Raw genomic sequence first — 23,682 nt, 5'->3', positions numbered from 1 at the left:
TTTTAATGGTATTTTTTAAGAATATCTTCAATCCGTTCATCAGGAACAAGGTCAGTTACCGCTATCAGCTTAATTCTTTTGAATTCGGGATGGAGGGTATGGAGAATATAATTGTCACATTCTGGCATTACTGCCGATGGAACCCTAAGTATGGGCATTCTCTGATCATCAAACCATTTATTACCCAAAGGCTGGCAGTGGCTGTAATCATAAGGATCTCGCCAGTCAGGATCCAGCTTATTTTCTTCTACCGTACTAATCAATAAATCATCTGGGATCTCCAGAAAGACTATTTTAAAGTCATGGTTAAAACCTACTCCCTGTCGCCTTACCATATTCTCCATAAAAGCCAGTGGTATATTTTCCGAACAATATATCACAGGTTTACCAGCAGAAACCCATCTTCCGTTTACCCCCGATGCAGTGAGTGAGCCGGCATAATTCTTATGCCCTATTCTGAACGCAATCATCTGTAACCCTAAACAGCATCACCATAAGCCATTTTAATTAACTCATCTGTTACCAGATCAACTCCTCCGGGAGTCGTTAACCAATCCATAGGACGTTCTTTTGAATTCCAAAAGGGTTTATTTAACCAATAGCTGAACTCATCAACGGTACCAAACAACTCCACTCCCTTTTTATAAAGACCAATTAGTTTAAGCAAATGCTCTCCATAGACTGGCTCCAGCAGTTTCTTTTGCTCTTTATAATTACTGATTGTCCTGGATGATATATTGATCAGGTCCGCCAGTGATTTATTTGATATATTAATAGCTTCTGCAAAGTCGTAAAACAAACCAGGCTTTAATCCCTGCCTTGCATATTGAAAGACCTTCATATCATCACTTACATCAATAGCACTAAACTTAATACGAAGTGCTTCCGTCCTTTTATCTGAAAGTAATACACTTGTAGCTGACATATCTTTGAGTTTTAAAACACTAATATACGAATATTTTCAACAACTATATCGAAAATATTCGCATATTCATTTAACTGTTTTACGCCTTTAGCTCCCCCCTTTAATCGGACAACTTCTCTGCTCTGAATAGATTATCAGTAGCCTGCAAAATTTTCGCCTTCAACCGGGGATTATAATTTGGATGACTCTTAAGGAAACCCCGCACTATATCTGCAGCTTCTTTAGTTTGATAGGCTCCAAAATTCGCCTGTAACCATGATTGCGGGAAAAAGATATCCCCTGTAGACTGAATTTCTTCCAGCAACGCCAGGCTACCTGGCAAATAAGCTATACTATATTGCTGACGCAGCGGATGATGAAGATAGTACAGGGCAGCAAGAACATTTGATTCTCTGGCTCTGTTAGCTAAATATTTCAAGCTACTATTGAATTCGTCTCTTGTATTTTTGTTCCCGGAAACAGCCGGTACAATAAATTCAAAGCGTTTTTTGCGATCCGGATTCGTAATTCTGGATTCCTGTTTAGCCAGGATAGAGTTGTCAGCATCATCCCTAACCGCCAGAGAAAATGCCAGACTGGTATAATCGTCCTCTGAGAGGGTTATTCCAGTAGGCGCTTTTTGATCTTTCCAGACCTGATATAACCTGTTTCTTGCGGTCTGGCTTAAAAATACATCCTGATAAGCTTTAAACAGTTGCTTTTTATTGTTACCACTTTTTTGCCGCAACATAGCAGCCCATAATTTATCTTCCAGCTCTGCAGCTATTTTTACTCTTTCACTTTTGCTAATAAACTGCCAGTAAATATTACTGATATAACCACATAGTAGCCTGATATTCAATTCTTCCTGTTCCTTTTCCAGCCCTTGACTAAAGAGCATTAACAAGTCCGCAGGACTCACTGTTTTACCATTGAGCATCTGTTCGTATAAGGAAATATAGGCAACTGAGCGGTGCAAAGGCTTTTCGATCCCAAACAAATATTGCAAAATCTGCACATCAACAGGCCACTGCCCATAGCCATCCCCACCAGAATTGAAAAGCATAAACAAGGGCTTATCCAGACCTTCAGCTTCTTTAAGCTCCAGATTTCCATCCTTTAAGTTAACACGAAGTACCTTAACTAAACCAGGATAGAATAAAGTTATCTCAAAAGTCTGCGGCCATACCCGCTGTAATCCATATTCAGGTTTTTGGGTAACTACCAGACGTTTGATTTTACCACTCTGATAGGCCATAGTATAATCAATTACAGGCCTTCCATTTTCATTTACCCAAACCCTATTCCATTTTTCGAGATCCACTGGCGTGTGACGATCCAGAATACGGATCAGATCTGGCCAGGACGCATTAGTATTCGCATATTTATGCAGATACTCCCTTACTCCTTCCTGAAATTTATCTTTTCCCATCAGTTTTTCCAGCTGCTGCATCATTATAGGGGCCTTATGATAAATAATATTACCATAAAGTGTCCCTGCATCCTTTAAGTTGTCGAGCGGCTGGCGGATAGGATTTGCTCCTGCTGTACGATCTACTGCATAGGCCGCAGGAAAATGATCAATTAGAAATTTAAGTGTATAATTATCGTTTCCGTCTTGTCCTTCCGCACTTTTATCTGCCATAAAATTGGCAAAGACCTCTTTCATCCAGACATCTGAAAACCAATCCATAGTCACCAGATCACCAAACCACATATGTGCCGTTTCATGCGCAATAAGATTATTCCTGGCATTGAGTTGATCTTTGGTTGCACCGGCATCCAGGAACAAACTGGATGCTTTATACTGAATTGCTCCCGGATGTTCCATTCCACCAAACTGAAAATCCGGGATCGCCACAAATCCAAATTTCTGAAAAGGATATGGAATAGTTGTCCAGTCTTCAAAATACTTCAAAGAAGAAGAATGGATATCATATATGGCCGGCAAACTTGATTTGAGTTTCACAGCATCCGTTTCACGGTAGAGAAAACTTGCAGGATGACCATTTACATTATTTTGATAAAGCTGAAACTTACCTGCGGCGAAAGCAAACAGGTAGGTACTTAATAAATCGGATGTCTTATAATAATAAGTTTTAGTTTGTTGATCCAGTACAGAATCTCTCAATTCAGCATTTGCTATGGCACTCCATTCTTTTGGCAAACGAAGCGTAAGTGTATAAGTTGCTTTAAGATCCGGCTGGTCAAAACAAGGAAAAACTGTTCTTGCCCGGTCAGGAACGAATAAAGTATATAGATAATCCTGATTTCTGTTCAAAGCCCCCTCACCCGCCTGAAATTGAATCTGCACATCATTGTTTCCTTTTCTAAGAAATTCAGGCATTAAAATCAAATGCTCATTCTGATGTGTCACCTGTACCTTCTGTCCGTTAATGGTCAGCGAACTAATTCTAGCTGGATTTTCTTTAAAATCCAGCTGAAGCGGAAATCTGACAGCACTTAACTGGAAATTTACAACTTCATGAGCAACAATTGCCTGTGCCCTTTGTTTCGGGATATCAAGCTCCAGTGCATAATGAATACCCGCAAGTACTGATTTACGATAGATAGCCAGCGATCTGCTTACTCCATTCTCTGCAACAGAATCAGAAACCAGCTGACGTGACGAACAAGAAAACAACAATAAAGGCAACAGGAATAGAGTTTTGTAAGCATGGATCATAAGGGAGATACTATTTTTACAGCATTAATAATCAATTAATCAGCCTGATGTTCTGATTCAGGATATAAACAGGTACGGAACATCTTATCAAAACCATATAGCTTAAGATCTTTTCCGATCACTACAATTTTAGTTTCTTTTATCTCATCTGGTAACCAGTTTTCACCCAGTGTAATAGAAAGCGACTTACCCACTGTCTGCAACACGAGCCTGCTCTGGAAAACATGACTATAGATAATACCTTTAATCCGGTATACATTAGCAGATTGTAAAATCAGGAAAACCATCATTCTATGCTCCAGTTCCTCAATATTTAAACTCTCTTTATATTTTAAAAGAATAGTCTCGATATCACTATGTTCATGCCGGTTATGTGAGGCAGACGCAGCCATTAAAGGTTGCTTTTCTGTATTACCATTTCCCAGACTAAAAATTCCTTTGGGCGTAACCACAGGTTTAGGGTTACTGTAAAAGTTTGCAAAACGCTCCCTGGAAAACATCTTCCTGATCTGAAAATCTTCTTTGGTAGCTACCAGAATTTCGGCGAATGGATTTATGGTCTTCAGGACTGCCTGTAATTCTTTCACATACCCTTCACTAACTTTTTCAATTTTATTTAATAAGATACTGTCACTAAAAGCAATCTGCTGGATTGCCTCAGGGCGTTCCTTTAACTGATCTTCGATTAGCTCAGCATCCACTATACAAATTACCCTTTTTAAATCATATCCCCTTTTCACCTGATCCATGGTTAAAAATGGGTGCGCAATATTTGCAGGATCAGCGATTCCGGTAGCCTCAATAATTAAGTGGTCCCAGGAATCCTTTTTATCCCATAAATTATTTAAGATTTCAAAGAGATCATCATTCAGGGAACAGCAGATACAACCATTGTTCAGCTCTACAATGTCATCATCCCCCTTAATAATCAGTCCGGCATCGATACTTTCAGAACCAATTTCATTCTCTATAATAGCGAAACGGGTATCTTTCATTTTCGAAATCACTGCATTCAGGACTGTTGTCTTCCCTGCGCCCAAAAATCCAGTCAGGATCGTTACTTCTTTTGCCTTCATATTACAAACTTAATAGATACATCATGTTTAACCCCTATAATTGGCCAAATAAAATAACGTTTCCTGGCACTTAGTGTAAATTTTATGTTGTTCAGGATATTTTCCGTTCATTATTTTTTCAATATTGTGTAAAAGCTGTACATTGCCAGACGAAGATACACAAATGCAATGTTGTTGCACTATATCAAGCAGAATACTAATTAACCACACAATATGAATAAATCAATATTTAGACCTTTAGTCCTTGCTTCCGGACTATTGTTAACATCCTCTTTTTTGTTTGCTCAGGACGATCTGGTAAACTCTTTAAAAAACAACCATTCTGCAAATAGCACTTCAGGTTTTAAATTCACTGATGTGATTAACCTTGAAAATACATCAGTTAAAAACCAGGGTTCATCAGGTACCTGCTGGAGTTATTCTACCAACTCTTTCCTGGAATCAGAAATGATCAGAATGGGAAAAGAGCCAGTAGCCTTATCACAAATATTTTCGGCACGTAACGCTTATGTAGAAAAAGGTAGAAACTATGTCCGTATGCACGGAGCAGTAAGCCTGGGCGATGGAGGTGCTTTACATGATGTAATTAATATGTATAGAAAATATGGTGCAATTCCACAAGTAAACTATACAGGCTTAAACTACGGCACTACAATTAACAAGTTTGGAGAAATGGGCGCAATCACTACAGGTATCCTCGAAGCTGTAGTTAAAAACCCTAACAAAACTTTAACACCAAACTGGGAAAAAGCTTATACAGCGGCAATCGATGCTTATTTAGGTCAGGTACCTGAAAAATTCGATTACAAAGGAAAGAGCTATACTCCGCAGACTTTTGCTAAACAGGTAGTAGGTATCAATCCTGATGATTATGTAGAATTATCATCATTTAACGATCATCCTTATTATACTAAATTTACTTTATTAGTGCCTGATAACTGGTCATTTGATCAGGTTTACAATGTAAAAGTGAACGATATCACTGATATCATTGACAATGCATTGAAAAAAGGTTATTCTGTAGCCTGGGCAACAGATGTAAGTGAGAAATCATTCTCTTACAAAAATGGAGTAGCTTATGTACCAGCTAAACCATATGATGAAATGACTGCTCAGGAGAAAGAAACTATGTTCAACGGTCCAAAACCTGAAATGGAAATTACTGAAGCTAACCGTCAGGAAGCTTTCGATAATTATCAGACTACTGATGATCACGGTATGCATATCGTTGGATTGGCCAAAGATCAGGATGGCAAAGAATATTATATCGTAAAAAATTCATGGGGCGTAACCAACGACTATAAAGGTTATTTATACGTGACCAAGAATTATGTAAAATATAAAACTACTGCATTCTTATTAAACAAAGGCGGTATACCAGCAGCAACAAGAAAAAGCCTGGGAATTTAATTCATTCAATATCAATAAATAAGAAGGGGGCTGTCAATTAATTGACAGCCCCCTTCTTATTTATTGATATTCAGGAATAATCACTCTTATTCCATTTTCACCTGCAATCACCGCCCTTGTTGCTAGGCGGTAAAACAGCGAGTGCTCCACTATTCCAGGAATCATCTTTATAAAAATATTCAGCTCCTTGAGTTCAGGTAATTCTGAGAAATGGATATCCGCAAGCAGATTACCGTTATCAGAAATAACGGCACCATCCTTTTGATTGCTCATCCTCAGGGTTACTTCAGCCCCTGGATAAGTAAGTTTAATTTTCCGCAAAACGACAGACAGTGCTTCAGGTAAAATCTCTATAACCAGCGGATGCCTATGATCTAATGCTGACACCATTTTCCCTTCATCCCCTATTAGAATAAATTCTGTTGCCATCGAAGCCAGGATCTTTTCATTGGTATGTATCCCTCCTCCGCTCTTTAAAGCATTTAATTCACGGTCAAACTGATCACATCCATCGAAATAGCTATCCAGATTTGCTATCAGATCTGAAAACCCGACATTCAAGCCCTTTTCAGACAGGTAAGTACGTGTTTTAAATGAAGAAGAGACGATAGTTAACGATACAGCAAGAAGCTCATCCTGGCTAATCAGATCAACTAAATGAAAAATGGTTGTTCCAGCACCCAAACCAATAGTCTGACCTGTTTTTATAAATTTCAGCGAGGCTTTAGCAGCTTGCATTTTGTAATCATTCATCTTGATTGGATTAGTATTAAGTAACAACGAATTTAATATATTTAGGCATGCAAAAACCAATAAATACAGGCATATTATCATATGGAATGTCCGGAAAGTTGTTTCACACTCCTTTCATAGCGGCACATCCCGGATTTAATCTTGATGCAGTAGTAGAACGCAAGGAAAAGAATGCACACCTTCGTTTTCCAGGAATCAAGAGCTATTCTACTATCGACGAACTGATGGCAGACCCAGAAATCGAACTCGTTGTAATCAATACACCAAATTACACGCATTTTGAATTCGCACAAAAAGCAATCCGGGCCGGGAAACATATTTTACTTGAAAAACCATTTACAGTTACAGTTGCCGAAGCCGAAATACTTTTCGAAGAAGCTGAAAAACATAACCTCTATCTCCTTCCTTATCAGAACCGTCGCTATGACAGTGATTTTCTAGCTGTTAAAGATATAGTTGACGGTGGTAAACTTGGTCGTCTGGTAGAAGCGCATATCCGTTATGACAGATATCGTTATACCATAGGTCCTAAAGTATTTAAAGAAACTCCTATGCCAGGCAGTGGCCTGTTATATGACCTGGGGCCTCATTTACTGGATATGGTATTTGCCTTATTTGGAGAGCCACTGGAATGGACTAAAACTCTGGGCTATTACAGGCCCGGTACACAAGTTGATGATTATGCCTACATCCACTTGAAATATCCGGAAGACTTGCAGGTATTCATTACCATGAGCATGCTTGTCGTGGAACAACAACCTGCCTTCATTATTAACGGGACTAAAGGGTCTTATCAAAAACGGCGATCTGATATTCAGGAAGCACAGCTGCTAAAAAATATGAATCCTGATGATCCATTGTTTGGTATTGAAGAGCCTGGTAAAGAAGGAATCCTGAGTTGTATGAATGCCGATGGTACAATCACTAAAGAACTCATTCCACCAGGAAAATCTTCCTATATACATTTATTTGATGCAGTTTACCAAACTATAAGAGAGAATAAGCCTTATTCTGTAAAAAAGGAAGAAATAATCCAGCAAATCACCATATTGGAGAGTTAATCAAAGAAAAAGGGCTTCATTAAGATGAGGTCCTTTTTCTTTGATTAAACTCTGATCAATTATTTAAGAATTGCTGTTGGCTTCTTATGGTCGTCTATAGCTACAAATGAAAATTCTCCTGTAACTGCTTTCTCACGATCCTCAGAGTACATTTGTTCCACATAAATTTCAACTTTCACTTTCATACTGGTCGTACCAATATGACTCACTGTACCTACCAGTTCAACGATTGTACCAGCTGGAATAGGCATTTTAAAATCTATCCTGTCACTGCTTACAGTAACCATTCTCTGGCGACTGAATCTTGTTGCAGTAATAAACGCAACTTCATCCATCATGTGCATGGCAGTTCCGCCAAACAGGGTATCATAATGATTTGTGGTATTAGGGAATACGGCTTTAAAAATTCGGGTCTCTGATGCTTGGATCTTCTCTTCTATTGTCATTGTGTGTGTGTTTATATAAAACAGACGGTTTAGATTACAACCTCCTGTTCAAGCCTGCAAACTTACTGGTTCTTTTACGGATAAACGCAATTCTTTTGCAGCTTCTATCCTATCCGGCGGACAGCTCTTTTAAGCTAGATGTTCACAATGTTTTATAAGAGAAGAAAGATTAAATATGTATGCACCAGCAGGCTAGAACAATATCAATTGTTTTCACTGCATTAAAAAAGCATCATACCTGATCAAAAGCTTCAATTCGCGAAAGCATTGTCAATTCGGTTGAGGCAGGTCTCCTGACTTGTAACATTTTCACCATCCTTCCCATCCCGTAAGACAGTGGATATATTATCGGTAAAAACTGTTGAGTTACTTACAGTTGCGCGACAGTTCGTGATTCACACACGATTCCCTATTAATCTGCGTTAAGCAGAACCTTTTCCTGTTGATAAAGAAAAAATAGTAAAGAACTTAATCAACCCAAATATAATTGAAATTAGATCGAATTGATTAAGGAAATCAGTTTTTATCTGAATTTGACAAAATATGTTCGATCATATTCAATTCATCTTCACCAAAAGACAAATGATCAAGACATTTTATAGAATCAGCAAGTTGTTCCGGTCTGCTTGCCCCAACTAATACGGATGTTACTCTTTGATCCCGTAAAATCCACGATAAAGCCATCTGTGCCAGGCTTTGACCACGTTTAGCTGCTAAGGTATTTAATTCCTGTAACTGATGAAGACGCTCCTGTGTAATCTGGTCTTCCTTTAATGCACCATGTGCTTTTGCTATCCTGGAATCCCCTGGAATCCCGTGAAGGTATTTATTCGTCAATAAACCTTGGGCCAATGGAGAAAAAGGTATACAGCCTACTCCTTCCTCACCCAGTAAATCCAGCAAACCATTTTCAATCCATCTTTCAAACATCGAATATTTTGGCTGATGAATCAGACAGGGCGTACCTAATTGTTTCAATATAGCCATAGCTTCAGCTGCTTCAGGAGCCGGGTAATTAGAAATGCCTACATACAATGCTTTCCCCTGACGTACCATCAGATCAAGTGTAGTCATTGTTTCGATTAAAGGAGTTTCAGGGTCTGGCCGATGATGATAAAATATATCAACATAGTTCAGGCCCATTCGTTTTAAACTCTGATCCAAACTGGAAACTAAATATTTTTTGGATCCCCAGTCACCATAGGGTCCGTCCCACATCGTGTAACCAGCTTTCGAAGAAATGATCATCTCATCTCTGTAAGCCATAAAATCCTGCTTTAAGAGTGTACCGAAATTCTCTTCTGCCGAACCCGGAGGGGGACCATAGTTATTTGCCAGATCAAAATGTGTGATACCACTGTCAAAAGCCAGTTTTAAGATATTCCTGGAATTCTCCAGTTGATCAACATAACCAAAATTATGCCATAAACCCAGAGATATGGCAGGTAATTTTAAGCCGCTTTTACCACAACGGCGGTATTGCATTTTAGTATAACGTTCAGGATTCGCAGTATAAGGCATAAAAAAGTGAAAAAGAGGGTTTTTGAAATCCCTCTTGAGGTAAGGTTGTGCTTAAATTATTTAGCAGTATTTTTTTTCTCGGTTACTTCAGTACGAATATCCTGAGCAAGACCTTTTAAATCCTGCATCGCTTTACGCACTCTTGTTCCAGCTGCACTATTACCTGCAGAATAAAATTTCTCTGCATCAACTTCAGCAGCAGTAAGTAATTCCTTTAGTTTTGAAAATTTTTCCATGGTTTAATTTTTTATACATATCAAATATATAACTTTTACGAAATAAATGCTGAAATCATCAATTAATTACAATAAATATTCAACCAGGCTGAACACTGATAAGCGATGACAGGTCTTCAGTTAAGATGGCGTCTCCTAAAATATGACGTAATGATTTCACATGACTTGATTTTTGTCTTTATCTTTACTCACTACCTATAAAAATGCAGCGAATGAATAAAAAGATATTGGTACTAGAGAAAAACAGAGAAATTCTTGAGCTCATTGATATAGTATTGACAGACGAAGGATATCTCACTGATTTAATCTCTCAGGAAACGGAAATGTTTGAGCGTATCAAAATTTTCAGGCCAGATGCTATCCTCCTCGATATTATTAATCCAACCGAAGAAGGAACAGCTCTTTGTCAATCCATTAAATCCGCAGAAGAATCCAGTCATATACCAGTTATCGTCTTGTCAACTCACCCAAAAATAGAAGTAGTGAAAGAGATATGTGCAGATGAAGTTGTACCTAAACCTTTCAATATCTCTTTCCTGTTATCCATCATAGAACAACAGCTCATTACCGCTTAGCGCTTATAATTTATGCTGTGTTTTAAGATAATTAAGATATTTCTTATCATCTTCAAAAAGATCGGCACCTTCCATCTGATAAGCAGTTAATAAGTTTTTCTTTGCATTTTCATGATCACCCAGCTCAAAATATGTTTCCCCCAGTCTCAGTAATACAAATGGATTTACATCTTCTTCACTACTATAAATCTCATGAGCTAACAACAGCTGCTCCAGTGCTTCTTTATACTTACCTGCATTGAAATAAGCATCCCCACAAGAGGCCGAAACCCAACCAGCAGCTTCCCAGTCTTCCTTAGGTTCAGGCAACACATCTAATGCCTTCTGAAACCATTCGGCAGCCTTCTCAAAATTTTCTGCATCCATTTCAAGATTTCCCTGGTCACAATATTCTTCCATCTGGTCCTGTTGTTCATCAGTCAGTTCTTCCTGAGGCAAATTTTCGGCCAGGACAAAGTTCCTTTTAAATTCTTCGAACTCAGTATCTGAAACTACAGCCATATGTAAAAAATCAGCATTAAAATCATGGAAAATACTGTTTTTGCCTAAACTATGAGCAATTTTAAAATATACTCTCGCCTTGTCAAGATCTCCCAACACATAATAAATACTACCTGTCGTAATGAAATGGCCCGAACTTTTTACTATTCCTGTTTTCATTTTCTCCTGAAGATATTCAGTTTCTTTCAAAAAATGTGGCAGTGCCTTCTCAACCTTCCCTGTTTGCTCATAAAAAGAGAAAATGCTATCCAGCAATATGCTGCCAACACTACAATTTTCTTTAGGATGAGGTATTGACGAATCGATTTTCAATAAAAGCGCCTCCGCTTCCTCTAAATTCTGAGACTCAGTCAGTGTATAAACCTGATCAATCTGATCAAAAAATACTTCTTCTTCTTCCGGACTATAAACTAACATGGCTGATTATTTTAATTAAATGGTAAACGAAGGTAGTTATAACGGTTGATTTTCCATCTGCTTTATAATTTTGTTTACTTCAGTCTCTGTGGACCTTAGTTTAGTCTGACAAAAAGCGATCAGCTCTGAGGCCCGTTTTACTTTTTCAGCAAGAATATCTACCGAAACAGCTTCAGTCTCTATTTCCTGGGCAATCTGAGTAAGCTCATGATAAGCGGCCTCATAATTCAAATTCTTTTCCATTACGGGGTGATTTAGATAAAACTTTTGTATTGATTTCTGCCGAAGCCAGGCTCACAGTTAACGAAGTTCCGGGAATAATGCTTTCTGCATTGCTCACAATAGAACCGTTTACCTTAATAATTGCGAAGCCTTTATTTAAAATATTCTGTGGACTCATCATTCTGACCACAGATTCAAAATGGCTGATGTATCTGGTGTGATTTATAAAATACATCCTGTTAAAGGATTTGAAATTAGCCAGCAGATTATTCAGGTCTTTATTCTTATTCGATATTATAATCTTTGGATTGGTCAATATCAAACCCGAAAGATTCACGATATCCCTATGTTTCTCATGCAACATGTTTTTTGATGAGTTGATAATTAGCTGGTTTAAACGTGTCAGCTGCTCTTTATGCTGGGTCATCATCTGAAAAGTTCTGATTACTAAATGCTGCTGTAGTGATAAAACAGATTCTTCAAAATTTCTGTTATGAGCAATAAGCATTTCTGCAGCCTTGGTCGGGGTTTTGGTAGAAGTATGTGCCATCAAATCTGCAATGGTCTCATTTTTCTGATGCCCGATCCCTGTAATCACCGGTATTGGAAACTTAGCAATTGCACGGTTGAGTTCATAATTATCAAAAATCAGAAAATCAGTCTGGGCTCCCCCTCCCCTTATAATTACCAGCGCATCATATTCTTTACCTGAACCAAATACCTGTATCAGCTTTGCTAAAAACTGTTTGGCATTTCCTTCTCCCTGAACTAAGGCAAAATAATCGTCTATCTCAAAATGATAACCAAAAGTATTATTTTCAAGTGTGTGTTTAAAATCATGATAACCAGCCGAAGTATTAGAAGAAATTACGGCAATACGTTGTAATACCCTATTTAAAGACAGTTCACTATTTCTGGTCAGATATTGTCCATTCTCCAGTCTGATAAATGAAGGATTATCTCTTACCAGTCGGTCCAGTGTCTCTTTACGTTGCTGCTCAAAACGCCCCAAAGTAAAACTCGTATCGATATCAAGCAGATTAAGCTGTAATCCAAACGATGGGCTATACTGTACAGCAACCTGAACCAGAACATTAATATCATTCTTGAACTGCTGCCCTGTAGCTTTCTCGAAATTAGAAATATTTACTGAGGCATTTCCCCAGGCTCTCCCACCAATTTTCGCCAGGATTTTAGCCGAGGATTTATCTTTTTCAACCAATTCAAAATAATGAAAATTACTTTGAGGTTTATAAGTATAATTGGTTATATCTGCAATTACCCAGAATGTCTTTGCCCCAAATACCCCATTGATCACATCATGGATCTGACCAGTTAATTCGGATAATTTAATTGAGGGTATGACTGCCAAAGCTGATTATTATTTATACCCGTAAAATTAGACATTTTGGAACACTAACGGACTACCGCGTACATTTTTTCCACAAGTCCATTTAATGCAGTATGCTTAAGCAGCCAGTTGAAAAGGCCAATTCCAACAATTGCACAAATAATACCAGATAAAACATCCAGTACATAATGATGACTTGTATAAACTGCCGTAAACCATATTCCCAGCATTACTACACCAAAGAAGACATTTACCAGTCCCAATTTATTTTTCAGTCCGTAATATAAAACGATAACCGGATAAGAAGAATGTAAAGAAGGCATAGCTGCGAACACATTAGATCCGTTGCTATAAATGGATTTAAATATCGGTGCATTAAAAAACCGGTCAAATTTAACCAGCCCAGCTGTATTACCCATAGTATGAGCCTCGAATACAAACCGGTGGTATTGCACATACCAGGGTGGAGCAGCCGGATAAAGATAATAGATCACAAAACCTATCAGGTTCACCAATACAAAAGTGAACAAAAACTTAAGAAACTGTTCCCTGTTTACAAAAAACAGATAAACTGCAAAAGCAATAGGAACAGGAATCCACATCAGGTAAAATATGCCACCAATAACGTCCATTGCTGTACTGCCATGTAATCTCCAGTATTCATTAGGCGTCAGAACAGTTCCCTGAGAAGAAATACCAAAAATATGCTTCTCCAGATTATACAACTCTTCAATATGCACTTTATTGAAAACATAATTGGGAAATGCCTTCATATAATCGAAAATAATCCAGTACACGATAAAGATCGAGAAACCCAGGATAAATTTTCTGCTTATCACCGAAGCGTAATAAAAAAGATTGAACAAAGCCACCAGAATAATCTGCTGGCTTTTAAATCCGATTAAAAAATAAGAAATCAATAAATAAGCCAGAGATACCGCAGTAGTTGACAGGATATCACGAAGCGAAAAAAATGGTCTATTCAGCCGTATCTGGTCTGTCATTTACTTTTTTTATAAAATCTGATCCTAAAACTTTATCCCAGATAGCGGAACTTACTCCATATCCTTTGGTTGAATCCGAATAATGATGTAACATATGATGCTGCTTCAATTTTTTCCAGAATGGGTTTTTAAAATTTGCATGATGTAATGCATAATGCACCATATCATAAAACAAATAACCAATCAAAAATCCAGCATAGAAAGCAAAAATAGTTCCTGCCGGCAGGATATACAAGAATACGAGGTATAATGCCAATGCCATTGGGATACTCGCAGATGGTGGCATTACTAGCCTTTTAGCATCGTTTGGATAATCATGATGAACACCATGAAAGATGAAATGTATTCTTTTACCAATTTTTGAACTTGGATAAAAATGAAAAATATAGCGATGCATGATATATTCCGTAATGGTCCAGATAAATAAACCTATAAATAACCAGGCCGTAAATTCCAGGAAATTCATTTGTATATCTGCAAATGCCTTCCAGATTAAAAAGCCAATAATAGGAATAAAAACTATAAGTGGTACGTAAAAATCAACTTTTGATAATTTCTCCAGTAACCCACTTTTAAACATTCGGATAGATTCGGGAGAGTTGGATATAAAATTCTTCTTCATGAGCGTGCTTTATTAAATCTTAATTCTTTCTGTAATTGATGCATTTGTAGAAGTATTCATTCCTTTGATCTCCACATACTTTACGTTAGGTAACCAGAACGATCCACCTTCTATTCGCAAAAATATGCGTTCTACCTGAATTTTCTTATTATTAACTGTCACATAAACATGATATTTATTATCTTCATCAGATCTTGTAAGATATAACGGCAATTTCTTATGAGAAACAAAACGTAATTCAAACTGATCATTCGCTAATGCTTTGGATTCTATACCATAAGCAAATTTACGTTGGATATACCCCAGTTCTTTTCTTGACTCATCCTCCGAATAACGGATCCAGTAAACATGTACAGGGTTATCCTTATCTACCTGACCTTTACCATTTGTATTTAATTCACAAATAATTGTATTGGTATTCGGGTCTCGCTGAACATAAAACAATTGGTTAGTTATCCCTTTCGGAACTGGAAATTTAAGCGGCGAAGGGTTACTCTGATCACGTGTTTGTGAAAAGACTGTTGCAGCCGGGCCAAAACTGAAGATGGCAGTCAATAAAAACAATCCGGTCACAATAGTAGTCAAGGGTTGATTTTTAGCAGTCGATGCTACCTCTTGTTCTTTTTCTTTAAGGTCCTTTACATCCAGTGCTTTTTTTGCATCTCTTAATCTGTTTATAGCGGTTATGTTAGTCATAAAAGCCATGACAGTAATCGGAATAGTAAAGATCGAGATCGTTTCAAAAATATGGAATGAAATACCTGGAACATAAATTTTATAATCTCCACCAATATAATGTCCGGCAATACCACTGGCCATGGCACAAATTCCAATAGTAACTACACGTTCAGGACGTTGCATCAGCCCTCCTTTACATTCAATTCCTAACCCCTCTGCTCTTGCGCGGGTATAACTTACCATCATAGAACCTATCAGTGCAATAAATGCGAACAATGAACTTAAAAAGTAATGATGGGAAACCAGGTAATAACAAATTCCCAGGAACATAATCAGTTCACTGTAGCGATCCAGAACTGAATCATAAAGCGCTCCGAATTTTGAACTCATATTTCCCAAACGCGCAACCTGACCATCAAGCATATCAAATAATCCGGCAAAAAGAACAAGTGCTCCACCCCAGCCAACAAAGGAAAGATCTCCTCTGTTACTGCCCTCTGCACCAAAAACAAAAATAACCGCTACCCCGATATTTAGTATCAGACCTATTGTTGTTACAGCGTTGGGCGTCAAACCCATTCGGATCAATCCCTTTACAAAAGGATTAATGATCTTATAAATCGTTTGCTGTAAACGATCACGAAATGATAATGCTTGCATAAGTACTTCTTTATTCTTTATTAAAAATCAAATTTAACCCTTGCTCTGATTCCCCATGGCGACACTACCGGGTTATCCAGGTATGTAAAGCGTTTAACAAGGTCTACACGCAATAGTTTAAAAATATTACCAATCCCGACACTTCCTTCCATATACGGCTGACGACCTAAAGTATAAGTAGTCGGCACCCCATCTGCATTTTTGGGGAATTGTAATAGTGAAGGATCCATATTCGGGTTATTCTGATCTCTCAGTCCGCCATATAAAGCTTTGAAAGATACGGATTCTCTTAACTTCAATTTCTTGATCAATGGTATCTTATTAAAAAAGAATCCATTAAAATTATGATCAATATTGATACTCGCATAATGATCACTCACAAACTCCAGGAAGTTCATTAAGTTATAAGAATTTAGTTGATAGGCATAGGTCTGATTCGCTCTGTGTATATCAAGTAAAGGGAAAGGAACTTTTCCAAAAATATACCCTCCTTCAATCGTTACATCAGTATAACCCAGTTGAGAAAGATAAAATCTTTTGTCAATACTTCCCATCAGGTTCTGGTAGTTATACTGACCGGAAAGTACACCTTTTAATCCTGCTGTGTATCTTAAGTTAAAAATCGGATACTTATCAAAGATCGGAACCCTGTAAATCTTACCCTGATAAAATTTCTCATGCGGAGCATAACGCAGATTAACACTAATCTCAGAAGTATTGATCAGACCCACACTGTTGAGTGTATTATTTTCAGTATTGTTAAAAACCAGCGTTCCACCTGGACTTTGCGTCCATTTACGTAAAGTTACTGTGTAAGAAAAGTGATTCTCGAATTCTTTGACATAATCAATCTTATAAAAATCATTATACAAAAGCATGTCATTAGTTCCTCTTTTGAAGGACAGCAGGAAGTTATCCTCCTGAACAAACTGAAGCTCCTGACCCGGTATTTTTGTATCTCTCTGGAAACTTCCTCTGATATAGTTCTGAGGGAATGCATAAATAGATTTGTTATTCAGTGAGTAAGTTGCACTTAAGAAATACTTCCATTTTTCATCCTTAAAACCATACGCAGCATAAGTTTCAAAATAATACCTTTTGCTCAGAGCTGGTGTAGTACGACCGCCCAGACGCAAACGGAATCCCTCTACATTATTAAAACTGTAAAAAGTATTCACCGGTCCAACTTCAAATGGTCCAAAATCCTTATACCCTGCAAAGAAAAGCGTAATCAGATCCATCGTTCTTTTAAAAGAAGGAATGGTCTGTAAAGTATCTATATTTTTATAAATTTTGATTTTCGCACCAGCGGTAGAATCCTGTCTGTTCTCTGCCCAGAACTGATCTGAACGCAAAGCGGCCTGTGGTGATAAAACCATTGATGGCCCTGCATAAACTGAATCTGCCTGTGGCTTATTAATCTTATAATCACTAACGACAACAGTGCGCTGGCCAGTAAAACCACCACCTTTACTTTTATTAATACCAAAATCCACGATAAGGTTGGTTTTTGATAAATGATACCTGCCATCCTCATTTTTATCAAAATCAAGTTTAGCCTCAAGTGCCCTTACAAAATTTAAATTGATATTTTTATTTACGGTAAGAAAAGCGTCCTGAACAGCATAGTTACCGTCCATTGTAATATACATCTTGCCTTCAAATAACAGGTCAGTATTATTCCTGGGAATAAAAGATAATTCAATCAGCTTTGGACTATGTGTTTTGATCGTATCAGTAATAAAAAACTTATAAAATGTCGGAGATGCATCAGCAATAGGACTCAGAAACTGATTACTCATCAACGAGATGTTACTGTCATATATATTGATATCAGCATACATTCTTTCAAAATATTTACTTAGTCCTTCCGTGTCTATGAACTTACTATCATAATTAACATGTTTGTCACCAAGTACAATAACTTTCTTCTTAGCCGGAGATTTCTGCAGGTAATTTTTAGAAACCTTTTCTTCCATAAATACTGGTAAAGTGAGTTTACCACCTATTTTAGTAGAATCCTGGTGTTCAAAAAGAAACTGGTAATTTCTGAAAATCCGTTTATTTTTAAACTTATCTGACAAGTTACTGAGTGAGAAAAACATCTGCTCATATTGCTGGTACTCCACATGATCGTAGCTTTTACTCTGGTTTTTACCTTTATTTTCTATAACTTTCCTGATCAGCTCTACTGCCGGATTATTCTTATTCCGGTAAGCAGGACGTTTGTTTGAACTGATTACAACCTCAGTCAGGTTCTGTGATTCGGCCTGCAATCTCACATTAATGACCTGTGTCTCTCCTGGTTTTACCGTACTGTAATTCGTCTTATATCCAACATAACTGAATTGCAACTGGTTATGAGCCTCGCTAGTGGAAATTGTATACTTTCCGTCCGCATCAGTTTTGGTAATGATATTTGTTCCTTTAAAAAGAACAGTAACATAAGGAATAGGGTCTTTATCAGCGGCATCTGTAACCACACCGGTAATAACGGTTTGTTGAGCCGAAGCTTTAACTGCAAAAAACGGCAGTGCTAAAGCACAGATGAATATGATTGTTTGAATGCGAGTTTTCATAAAAAATTATATAAATACAAATTTCTTTTGCATCAGAAAGTTATAACCTATTCCAACTGTACAAGAGACTAAGATTTTTGATAAAATGTAATTAACATGTAAATAATGGGTAACCAGATAAACGCCTGCTGTTGTCAACAGCAAATTTCCTACCCAAACTATAATATATTTAAAGATCTGATGATTGATATTCTTTTCTTTCACACCAAATACCCAGTTACGTCCCATCATAAAGTTGGTGATCCCTCCTGCCGTGGTACCTATCACACTTCCAAGCACATACCAAACATGAAACACCTGCGTACAGACTAATGTGGTAAGAAAGTCAATAATTGAAGCCGACAATGAAGCGACCTGAGCTTTTACGAAAGTCGCCATCTTAATGTATTATAAATCTTAAAATTATCTGCAATACGATATTTGCATATATACCCGCAAGTATATCGTCAAACATCACTCCCCATCCCCCTGGCAAATTCTCCAGGCGTCTGATAAAAAGCGGTTTTAAAATATCAAAAAATCTAAAAAGGATTAACCCAATTAATATATTCACCGGCGTAACCGGAATCCATAACAAAGTGATACACATACCAACCACTTCATCTATTACAACCCTGTTATGATCTTTTCCCCAGATGGCTTCCACAACATTTCCCGACCAGATACCCAGTACAGTCAGAAGACCAGTGACTATCAGTGCAGGGATAAAGTTAAATGCATCCGGATGTACAAAATACCATACCAGGCAGGTCACAGCAGCAGCAGCAGTTCCTGCTCCTTTACCGATGTACCCAATTCCCAGGCTTGTTGATGTAATCTTGTGAAATAACATTTTTAATTATACTTAAGAATCCTGCTAGTTATAGCCATTTATTGTCTTTATACCAGTTTACCGTTTCTACTAACCCGCTTTCCAGATTATAACCGGGATGAAATCCGAGTTCATTTTTTAATCTTTCAATACTGCATGCCCAGTTCACAGCAGTCAGCTCGTTCATCTTTTCTTTATTAAGTGTTGGTGCCTCCGCAGAATTTTTATAAATCCGTTCCATGAATGAAGCTAACGCAGCGACTGCTGAAACTGGTAAATGAAACTTCCAGGTTCGTTTATGCAACGCTTTTTTCACTCCTTCGGCCAGTGCGTATCTATCGTAAATACCCCCATCAGACACATTATACTGTTTGTTTGTTACATTAGAAAACAAAGCCTCAATAATAATATCTGCCAGGTCTTTTACATAAATAAAACTGATCTGTTGTTTAAAATTACCTATATGAGGTTCAAGCCCTTTATTTATTGTTTGCAGCAGAATAAATATATCTTTTTCCCGTGGTCCGTATACAGCAGTCGGACGAATGACAATAAGGGGTAAATCTTTAATTTCCGCTAAATACTGCTCAGCAAGTAGTTTACTGGCCCCATAACTGGTCACTGGATGAGCAGGAGAATTATCCTGAATCACACCTGACAAATCCTTTAATGGGCCTAAAGCAGCCAAACTACTTACAAAAATGAATTTCTCCAGATTGATATCGGCTGCTACGGCAGCCTGAGCAAGGTTCTTACTATATCCTGCGTTAACAGTATTATATTCTTCCTCTGTTTTTGCTCTGGTAATACCGGAAGCATGTATAATATAAGTGTATTGCTTTTCTTCTAATTCCTTTTTCAGCAGATTAACATCGCTGAATTCAAGATAGGTATACTGAATATTGAATTCCTGAAGATGCTTGATATTGCTGCTTGGTCTAACCGCCGCAAAAACCTCCAGACCAGAATTTATGGCTGCAGCAATCAAATGATATCCTACGAAACCACTTGCACCGGTTATCAACACTCGCTTTTTCATATTGCTTTTTCAAAAATTCGGTACTCCCTGTACGCTATACCCTTAATTTGTTCAATCGCATTATTAATCAGATAACCATCAATAATTCCTAAAGCCATGATCCTTAAAATCCCAAAGGTGAACAAACACCCTCTTTTGACTCTGGTTGAAAAATTAACAGGGCCTGTCATTGTTATCAATTCCCGGCCCTTCAAATTCCTGATCGCTGCAGTTCTACCTGTAACCCTTCTGCCGTTATAGGCCAGAAAAAGCTGAAACGCAGAGTACTCATGGAAAGGATGCTTACCAAGGCTTAGCATATCTTCCTGAGCTATAAATAACTCAGGATTATAATTAGGATCATTTTTGTACAACTTGTGAGAGAAGTCAATAAATGTTCCTAATTCCTTTTTGCCATGAGCGGCAACGACATGTTTCATATACTAACCTTAACAGGAGTTAGTTGTACTTCTTTAAAAGCAGCGTAAAGTTTATCCACCGCTTCCTCAATCTGAGCAAAAGTATGTGTAGCCATCAGTGAGAATCTGATTAAAGATGAGTCTGAAGGTACAGCCGGTGAAACAACAGGGTTAACAAATATCCCATTCCTGTGCAAGATATTGGTGATCAGGAAAGTTTTATCGTTATCTCTGATATAAACAGGTATGATTGGACTATCTGTATGCCCTATATCAAATCCTGCATCTAAAAGTAGTTTTTTTGCATAGTTGGTATTATCCCAAAGTTTATCAATACGTTCTGGTTCTGATTCGATTATATCAAGTGCAGCAATAACACTCGCAACAGCTGAAGGAGGCATACTGGCACTAAACATTAGTGAGCGCGCTCTGTGCTTAATGTATTCTATAGTCTCTTCTGTTCCGGCAATAAATCCACCGAGTGAAGCCAGCGACTTACTAAAAGTACCCATAATCAAATCTACCTGATCTGTCAGGTTAAAGTGAGAGGCAACTCCAGAACCATTAAAACCAATAACCCCCAGACTGTGGGCGTCATCCATCATAATATTTGCTCCGAATTCTTCAGCCAGCTGCACAATCTCAGGAAGTTTAACAATATCACCTTCCATACTAAAAATACCATCCGCCACAATCAGTTTGGCTGAGTCTTCTGGTAATCTGCTTAATTTCTTACGCAGATCATCCATATCGTTATGCGCATATTTAATCGTACGTGAAAACGAAAGACGGCTTCCATCTATAATAGATGCATGATCATACTCATCAAGAATAAGATAATCATTCCTTTCCAGTAAACACGAAATCACGCCTAGATTGACTTGAAAACCTGTACTGAACAATACAGCAGCTTCTTTACCGACATAAGCCGCAAGTCTTCTTTCCAGTTCCAGATGTATATCTAATGTTCCATTCAGAAATCTTGACCCGGCACAACCTGTTCCGTATTTATCAACAGCGTTTTTAGCAGCTTCTTTAATCTTTGGATGATTAGTCAATCCTAAATAGGAATTTGACCCAAACATCAAAGTTTTCTTTCCCTCAATAATGACCTCAGTGTCCTGTGCCGACTCTATCGATCTGAAATAAGGATATAATCCCTTTTCCTTAATTGCATTTGCATCTTTAAATGCTGCAATCCTATCGCCCAATTTTTTACGCATGCCTGAATTGTATAATGTTTACTTCAGCTAGATTCATAGTTTATTTCATTCATAGACAGTCCAATACAAAAAATACCGCAATGAAACATGATCTAATATATTAAAAATATGTTAATTTTAAGATAGACAAAAGTAAATTATTCTTAGACCATAACCGTATTTTAGTCTATAATATTATTGTCAAATAAATAATTCAACATTTGGTATCTATTTTTATTGTTAAAATTTTTCTTACATTTCCTTTTTAAATAAAAAATATCAGAAAAATCAATCACTACTCAATTCGTTTCTTTGTGACATCCTTACCAATCCCCGTAATCAGCATATCTATCATTTCGTCAAAATACTCATGTGTCCGCTGCTCAGAAAGCTCAATAGACAAGGGAAAATGAAGGCCACGGAAAACCGTTACCATGACAAAAGATATCTTATTCATTCGCTCCAGTGTCATTTCTTTAAATTCACCTGATTGAACGCCTCCCAGGAGAATCTCAGTAATCATATCTATCTGAATTTGCTCGTATCTTGATTTAATGCAAATCAACATTCTCATACTGTCAACTATATCATCAAACAGTACTTCTCTAAAACTATGAAACCCTATAATGGAAGTAATCTGGGCCTGCAAATACGCTTTCAGCTTTTCTTTTGCCGTCAATGATATGTTTACAGCTTCACGGATCCGCTTCACTACATTCTTCATTTCATCTTCAACAACCGCTTCAAAGATTTCAATCTTACTTGGAAAATAATAATAGAGCGTACTCTTTCCTTTACCGGCAGCAGTAGCAATCTCTTCCATAGTTGTTTTTTTCAAACCATGTTTACCAAACAGCTTCTTTGCACCAGATAATATCTCCCCAATTACAATCTCATCCTTTTCCATTCAAAACTAATAATAAATAATTAGACCGAAATTCAATTACGGTCCAAAAGTATTATAAATATTTCATTTCACAACCTTCCCCTACCAAATCCGACATTGAAATGATAATGATGTTAGAATAATAAATAGGGGAAAATTAATAATTACAGCGCATTATTTTGACTAAGTTGTCCTGTTCCGCTGATCTTCCTTATCATAAAGATCGATCAATTTGCTTTGTAAACGGATTACACTTGCTTCCAGTTCAACCACTTTTTGTTTCAGACGCTCGTTTTCTTCCCCAAGCTCACTTTTATCATCCTCACCTGTATTAAGTAATTGCCTGATATCTAAACCGTGAACCTGAGCAATCTGATGAATCCTGCTGAAGTTTGGATCGGTAATCCCCGTTTCCAGCTTAGAATAAGCCGGAATAGATACCTCTAACAATTCAGCCATTGTCTTTTGATTTAAACCTCTTTTTTGACGGAGAATTTTGAATTTCTGTCCCAGTGTTTTCATTGTAAAATATTTAATTGGTTAGTTTGTTAGTAATAAAATTAGAAATTATTTAACGCAAATTTTACATTACTAAACGATAATTTAAGCTAAAACATTATAGCTATTTACAGATAATGACAAAT

Annotated in this window: 25 protein-coding genes and 1 riboswitch; of the genes, 3 read left to right on the top strand and 22 right to left on the bottom strand. The window is 37.4% G+C overall.

What is annotated here, in order from left to right:
• Positions 1 to 2: 2 nt before the first annotated feature.
• The 4 genes from HDF25_RS18690 to HDF25_RS18675 form a co-directional block, all read right to left on the bottom strand.
• Positions 3 to 470 carry an RES family NAD+ phosphorylase gene (locus HDF25_RS18690; protein WP_184627566.1) on the bottom strand — a complete coding sequence of 156 codons (468 nt, stop codon included), beginning with the start codon at positions 468 to 470 and terminating at the stop codon, positions 3 to 5.
• An 8-nt stretch (positions 471 to 478) separates the two neighbouring features.
• Positions 479 to 925 (bottom strand): antitoxin Xre-like helix-turn-helix domain-containing protein, encoded by a 447-nt coding sequence (locus tag HDF25_RS18685; RefSeq protein ID WP_221450953.1) that lies wholly within the window; start codon positions 923 to 925, stop codon positions 479 to 481.
• 100 nt (positions 926 to 1,025) lie between these two features.
• Complete coding sequence (locus tag HDF25_RS18680) at positions 1,026 to 3,590, bottom strand: M1 family metallopeptidase (protein WP_184627564.1); 2,565 nt, start codon at positions 3,588 to 3,590, stop codon at positions 1,026 to 1,028.
• A 35-nt stretch (positions 3,591 to 3,625) separates the two neighbouring features.
• Positions 3,626 to 4,666, bottom strand: coding sequence for a CobW family GTP-binding protein (locus HDF25_RS18675; RefSeq protein WP_184627562.1), 1,041 nt, complete (start codon positions 4,664 to 4,666; stop codon positions 3,626 to 3,628).
• Between the two features lie 213 nt (positions 4,667 to 4,879).
• Between HDF25_RS18675 and HDF25_RS18670 the strand changes: the two genes are divergently transcribed.
• Entirely contained in the window at positions 4,880 to 6,076 is a 1,197-nt protein-coding gene (locus HDF25_RS18670; protein WP_184627560.1) for an aminopeptidase C, read from the top strand.
• A 60-nt stretch (positions 6,077 to 6,136) separates the two neighbouring features.
• On the opposite strand, the gene rpiA is transcribed toward HDF25_RS18670, so the two are convergent.
• Positions 6,137 to 6,829 carry a ribose 5-phosphate isomerase A gene (gene rpiA / locus HDF25_RS18665; RefSeq protein ID WP_184627558.1) on the bottom strand — a complete coding sequence of 231 codons (693 nt, stop codon included), beginning with the start codon at positions 6,827 to 6,829 and terminating at the stop codon, positions 6,137 to 6,139.
• A gap of 47 nt (positions 6,830 to 6,876) precedes the next feature.
• Between rpiA and HDF25_RS18660 the strand changes: the two genes are divergently transcribed.
• Positions 6,877 to 7,890: a Gfo/Idh/MocA family oxidoreductase gene (locus HDF25_RS18660; RefSeq protein WP_184627556.1), complete on the top strand. Its 1,014-nt coding sequence runs from the start codon at positions 6,877 to 6,879 to the stop codon at positions 7,888 to 7,890.
• Positions 7,891 to 7,949: 59 nt separating this feature from the next.
• Here the strand turns inward: HDF25_RS18660 and HDF25_RS18655 are convergent, their stop codons facing one another.
• From HDF25_RS18655 to HDF25_RS18645, 3 genes are all read right to left on the bottom strand, one after another.
• Positions 7,950 to 8,336, bottom strand: a complete 387-nt coding sequence (locus HDF25_RS18655) for an acyl-CoA thioesterase (RefSeq protein ID WP_184627554.1) — start codon at positions 8,334 to 8,336, stop codon at positions 7,950 to 7,952.
• Positions 8,337 to 8,601: 265 nt separating this feature from the next.
• Positions 8,602 to 8,788, bottom strand: a riboswitch (cobalamin riboswitch).
• Positions 8,789 to 8,852: 64 nt separating this feature from the next.
• The gene (gene mgrA, locus HDF25_RS18650; RefSeq protein WP_184627552.1) at positions 8,853 to 9,857 is read right to left on the bottom strand and encodes an L-glyceraldehyde 3-phosphate reductase; all 1,005 of its coding nucleotides are present in this window, start codon (positions 9,855 to 9,857) and stop codon (positions 8,853 to 8,855) included.
• A 56-nt stretch (positions 9,858 to 9,913) separates the two neighbouring features.
• A complete protein-coding gene (locus HDF25_RS18645; RefSeq protein WP_184627550.1) occupies positions 9,914 to 10,093 on the bottom strand; it encodes a histone H1 in 180 nt (59 codons plus the stop codon).
• 212 nt (positions 10,094 to 10,305) lie between these two features.
• Between HDF25_RS18645 and HDF25_RS18640 the strand changes: the two genes are divergently transcribed.
• Positions 10,306 to 10,668, top strand: a complete 363-nt coding sequence (locus HDF25_RS18640; protein ID WP_184627548.1) for a response regulator transcription factor — start codon at positions 10,306 to 10,308, stop codon at positions 10,666 to 10,668.
• A 3-nt stretch (positions 10,669 to 10,671) separates the two neighbouring features.
• Here HDF25_RS18640 and HDF25_RS18635 read toward each other — a convergent pair whose 3' ends face one another.
• From HDF25_RS18635 to HDF25_RS18570, 14 genes are all read right to left on the bottom strand, one after another.
• A complete protein-coding gene (locus HDF25_RS18635) occupies positions 10,672 to 11,586 on the bottom strand; it encodes a tetratricopeptide repeat protein (protein WP_184627546.1) in 915 nt (304 codons plus the stop codon).
• A 36-nt stretch (positions 11,587 to 11,622) separates the two neighbouring features.
• On the bottom strand, positions 11,623 to 11,829 hold the full coding sequence (gene xseB, locus HDF25_RS18630) for an exodeoxyribonuclease VII small subunit (protein WP_184627544.1): 207 nt from the start codon (positions 11,827 to 11,829) through the stop codon (positions 11,623 to 11,625).
• Positions 11,807 to 13,180, bottom strand: a complete 1,374-nt coding sequence (xseA, locus tag HDF25_RS18625) for an exodeoxyribonuclease VII large subunit (RefSeq protein ID WP_184627542.1) — start codon at positions 13,178 to 13,180, stop codon at positions 11,807 to 11,809. The genes xseB and xseA overlap by 23 nt, the downstream gene beginning before the upstream one ends.
• Before the next feature lie 44 nt (positions 13,181 to 13,224).
• Positions 13,225 to 14,163, bottom strand: a complete 939-nt coding sequence (locus HDF25_RS18620; RefSeq protein ID WP_184627539.1) for a phosphatase PAP2 family protein — start codon at positions 14,161 to 14,163, stop codon at positions 13,225 to 13,227.
• Positions 14,138 to 14,785 (bottom strand): sterol desaturase family protein, encoded by a 648-nt coding sequence (locus HDF25_RS18615; protein ID WP_184627537.1) that lies wholly within the window; start codon positions 14,783 to 14,785, stop codon positions 14,138 to 14,140. Before HDF25_RS18615 ends, HDF25_RS18620 begins: the two co-directional genes overlap by 26 nt.
• 12 nt (positions 14,786 to 14,797) lie before the next feature.
• Positions 14,798 to 16,123 (bottom strand): DUF4833 domain-containing protein, encoded by a 1,326-nt coding sequence (locus HDF25_RS18610; RefSeq protein WP_184627535.1) that lies wholly within the window; start codon positions 16,121 to 16,123, stop codon positions 14,798 to 14,800.
• A 20-nt stretch (positions 16,124 to 16,143) separates the two neighbouring features.
• The gene (locus HDF25_RS18605) at positions 16,144 to 18,702 is read right to left on the bottom strand and encodes a DUF5686 and carboxypeptidase-like regulatory domain-containing protein (protein ID WP_184627532.1); all 2,559 of its coding nucleotides are present in this window, start codon (positions 18,700 to 18,702) and stop codon (positions 16,144 to 16,146) included.
• A gap of 6 nt (positions 18,703 to 18,708) precedes the next feature.
• On the bottom strand, positions 18,709 to 19,080 hold the full coding sequence (locus HDF25_RS18600) for a GtrA family protein (RefSeq protein WP_184627529.1): 372 nt from the start codon (positions 19,078 to 19,080) through the stop codon (positions 18,709 to 18,711).
• A gap of 1 nt (position 19,081) precedes the next feature.
• Complete coding sequence (locus HDF25_RS18595) at positions 19,082 to 19,534, bottom strand: phosphatidylglycerophosphatase A (protein ID WP_184627526.1); 453 nt, start codon at positions 19,532 to 19,534, stop codon at positions 19,082 to 19,084.
• Positions 19,535 to 19,562: 28 nt separating this feature from the next.
• Positions 19,563 to 20,552, bottom strand: coding sequence for an NAD-dependent epimerase/dehydratase family protein (locus HDF25_RS18590; RefSeq protein ID WP_184627524.1), 990 nt, complete (start codon positions 20,550 to 20,552; stop codon positions 19,563 to 19,565).
• Positions 20,549 to 20,971, bottom strand: a complete 423-nt coding sequence (locus tag HDF25_RS18585) for a hypothetical protein (protein ID WP_184627522.1) — start codon at positions 20,969 to 20,971, stop codon at positions 20,549 to 20,551. Before HDF25_RS18585 ends, HDF25_RS18590 begins: the two co-directional genes overlap by 4 nt.
• On the bottom strand, positions 20,968 to 22,173 hold the full coding sequence (spt, locus tag HDF25_RS18580; RefSeq protein ID WP_184627520.1) for a serine palmitoyltransferase: 1,206 nt from the start codon (positions 22,171 to 22,173) through the stop codon (positions 20,968 to 20,970). Before spt ends, HDF25_RS18585 begins: the two co-directional genes overlap by 4 nt.
• 274 nt (positions 22,174 to 22,447) lie before the next feature.
• On the bottom strand, positions 22,448 to 23,059 hold the full coding sequence (locus tag HDF25_RS18575) for a TetR/AcrR family transcriptional regulator (protein ID WP_184627518.1): 612 nt from the start codon (positions 23,057 to 23,059) through the stop codon (positions 22,448 to 22,450).
• A 162-nt stretch (positions 23,060 to 23,221) separates the two neighbouring features.
• Positions 23,222 to 23,560, bottom strand: coding sequence for a helix-turn-helix domain-containing protein (locus HDF25_RS18570; RefSeq protein ID WP_184627516.1), 339 nt, complete (start codon positions 23,558 to 23,560; stop codon positions 23,222 to 23,224).
• Positions 23,561 to 23,682 lie beyond the last annotated feature (122 nt).

The sequence above is a fragment of the Pedobacter cryoconitis genome (assembly GCF_014207135.1).
In the GTDB taxonomy this organism is placed as follows: Bacteria; Bacteroidota; Bacteroidia; order Sphingobacteriales; family Sphingobacteriaceae; genus Pedobacter; species Pedobacter cryoconitis_D.
This window is presented reverse-complemented; position numbering and strand designations above follow the sequence as displayed.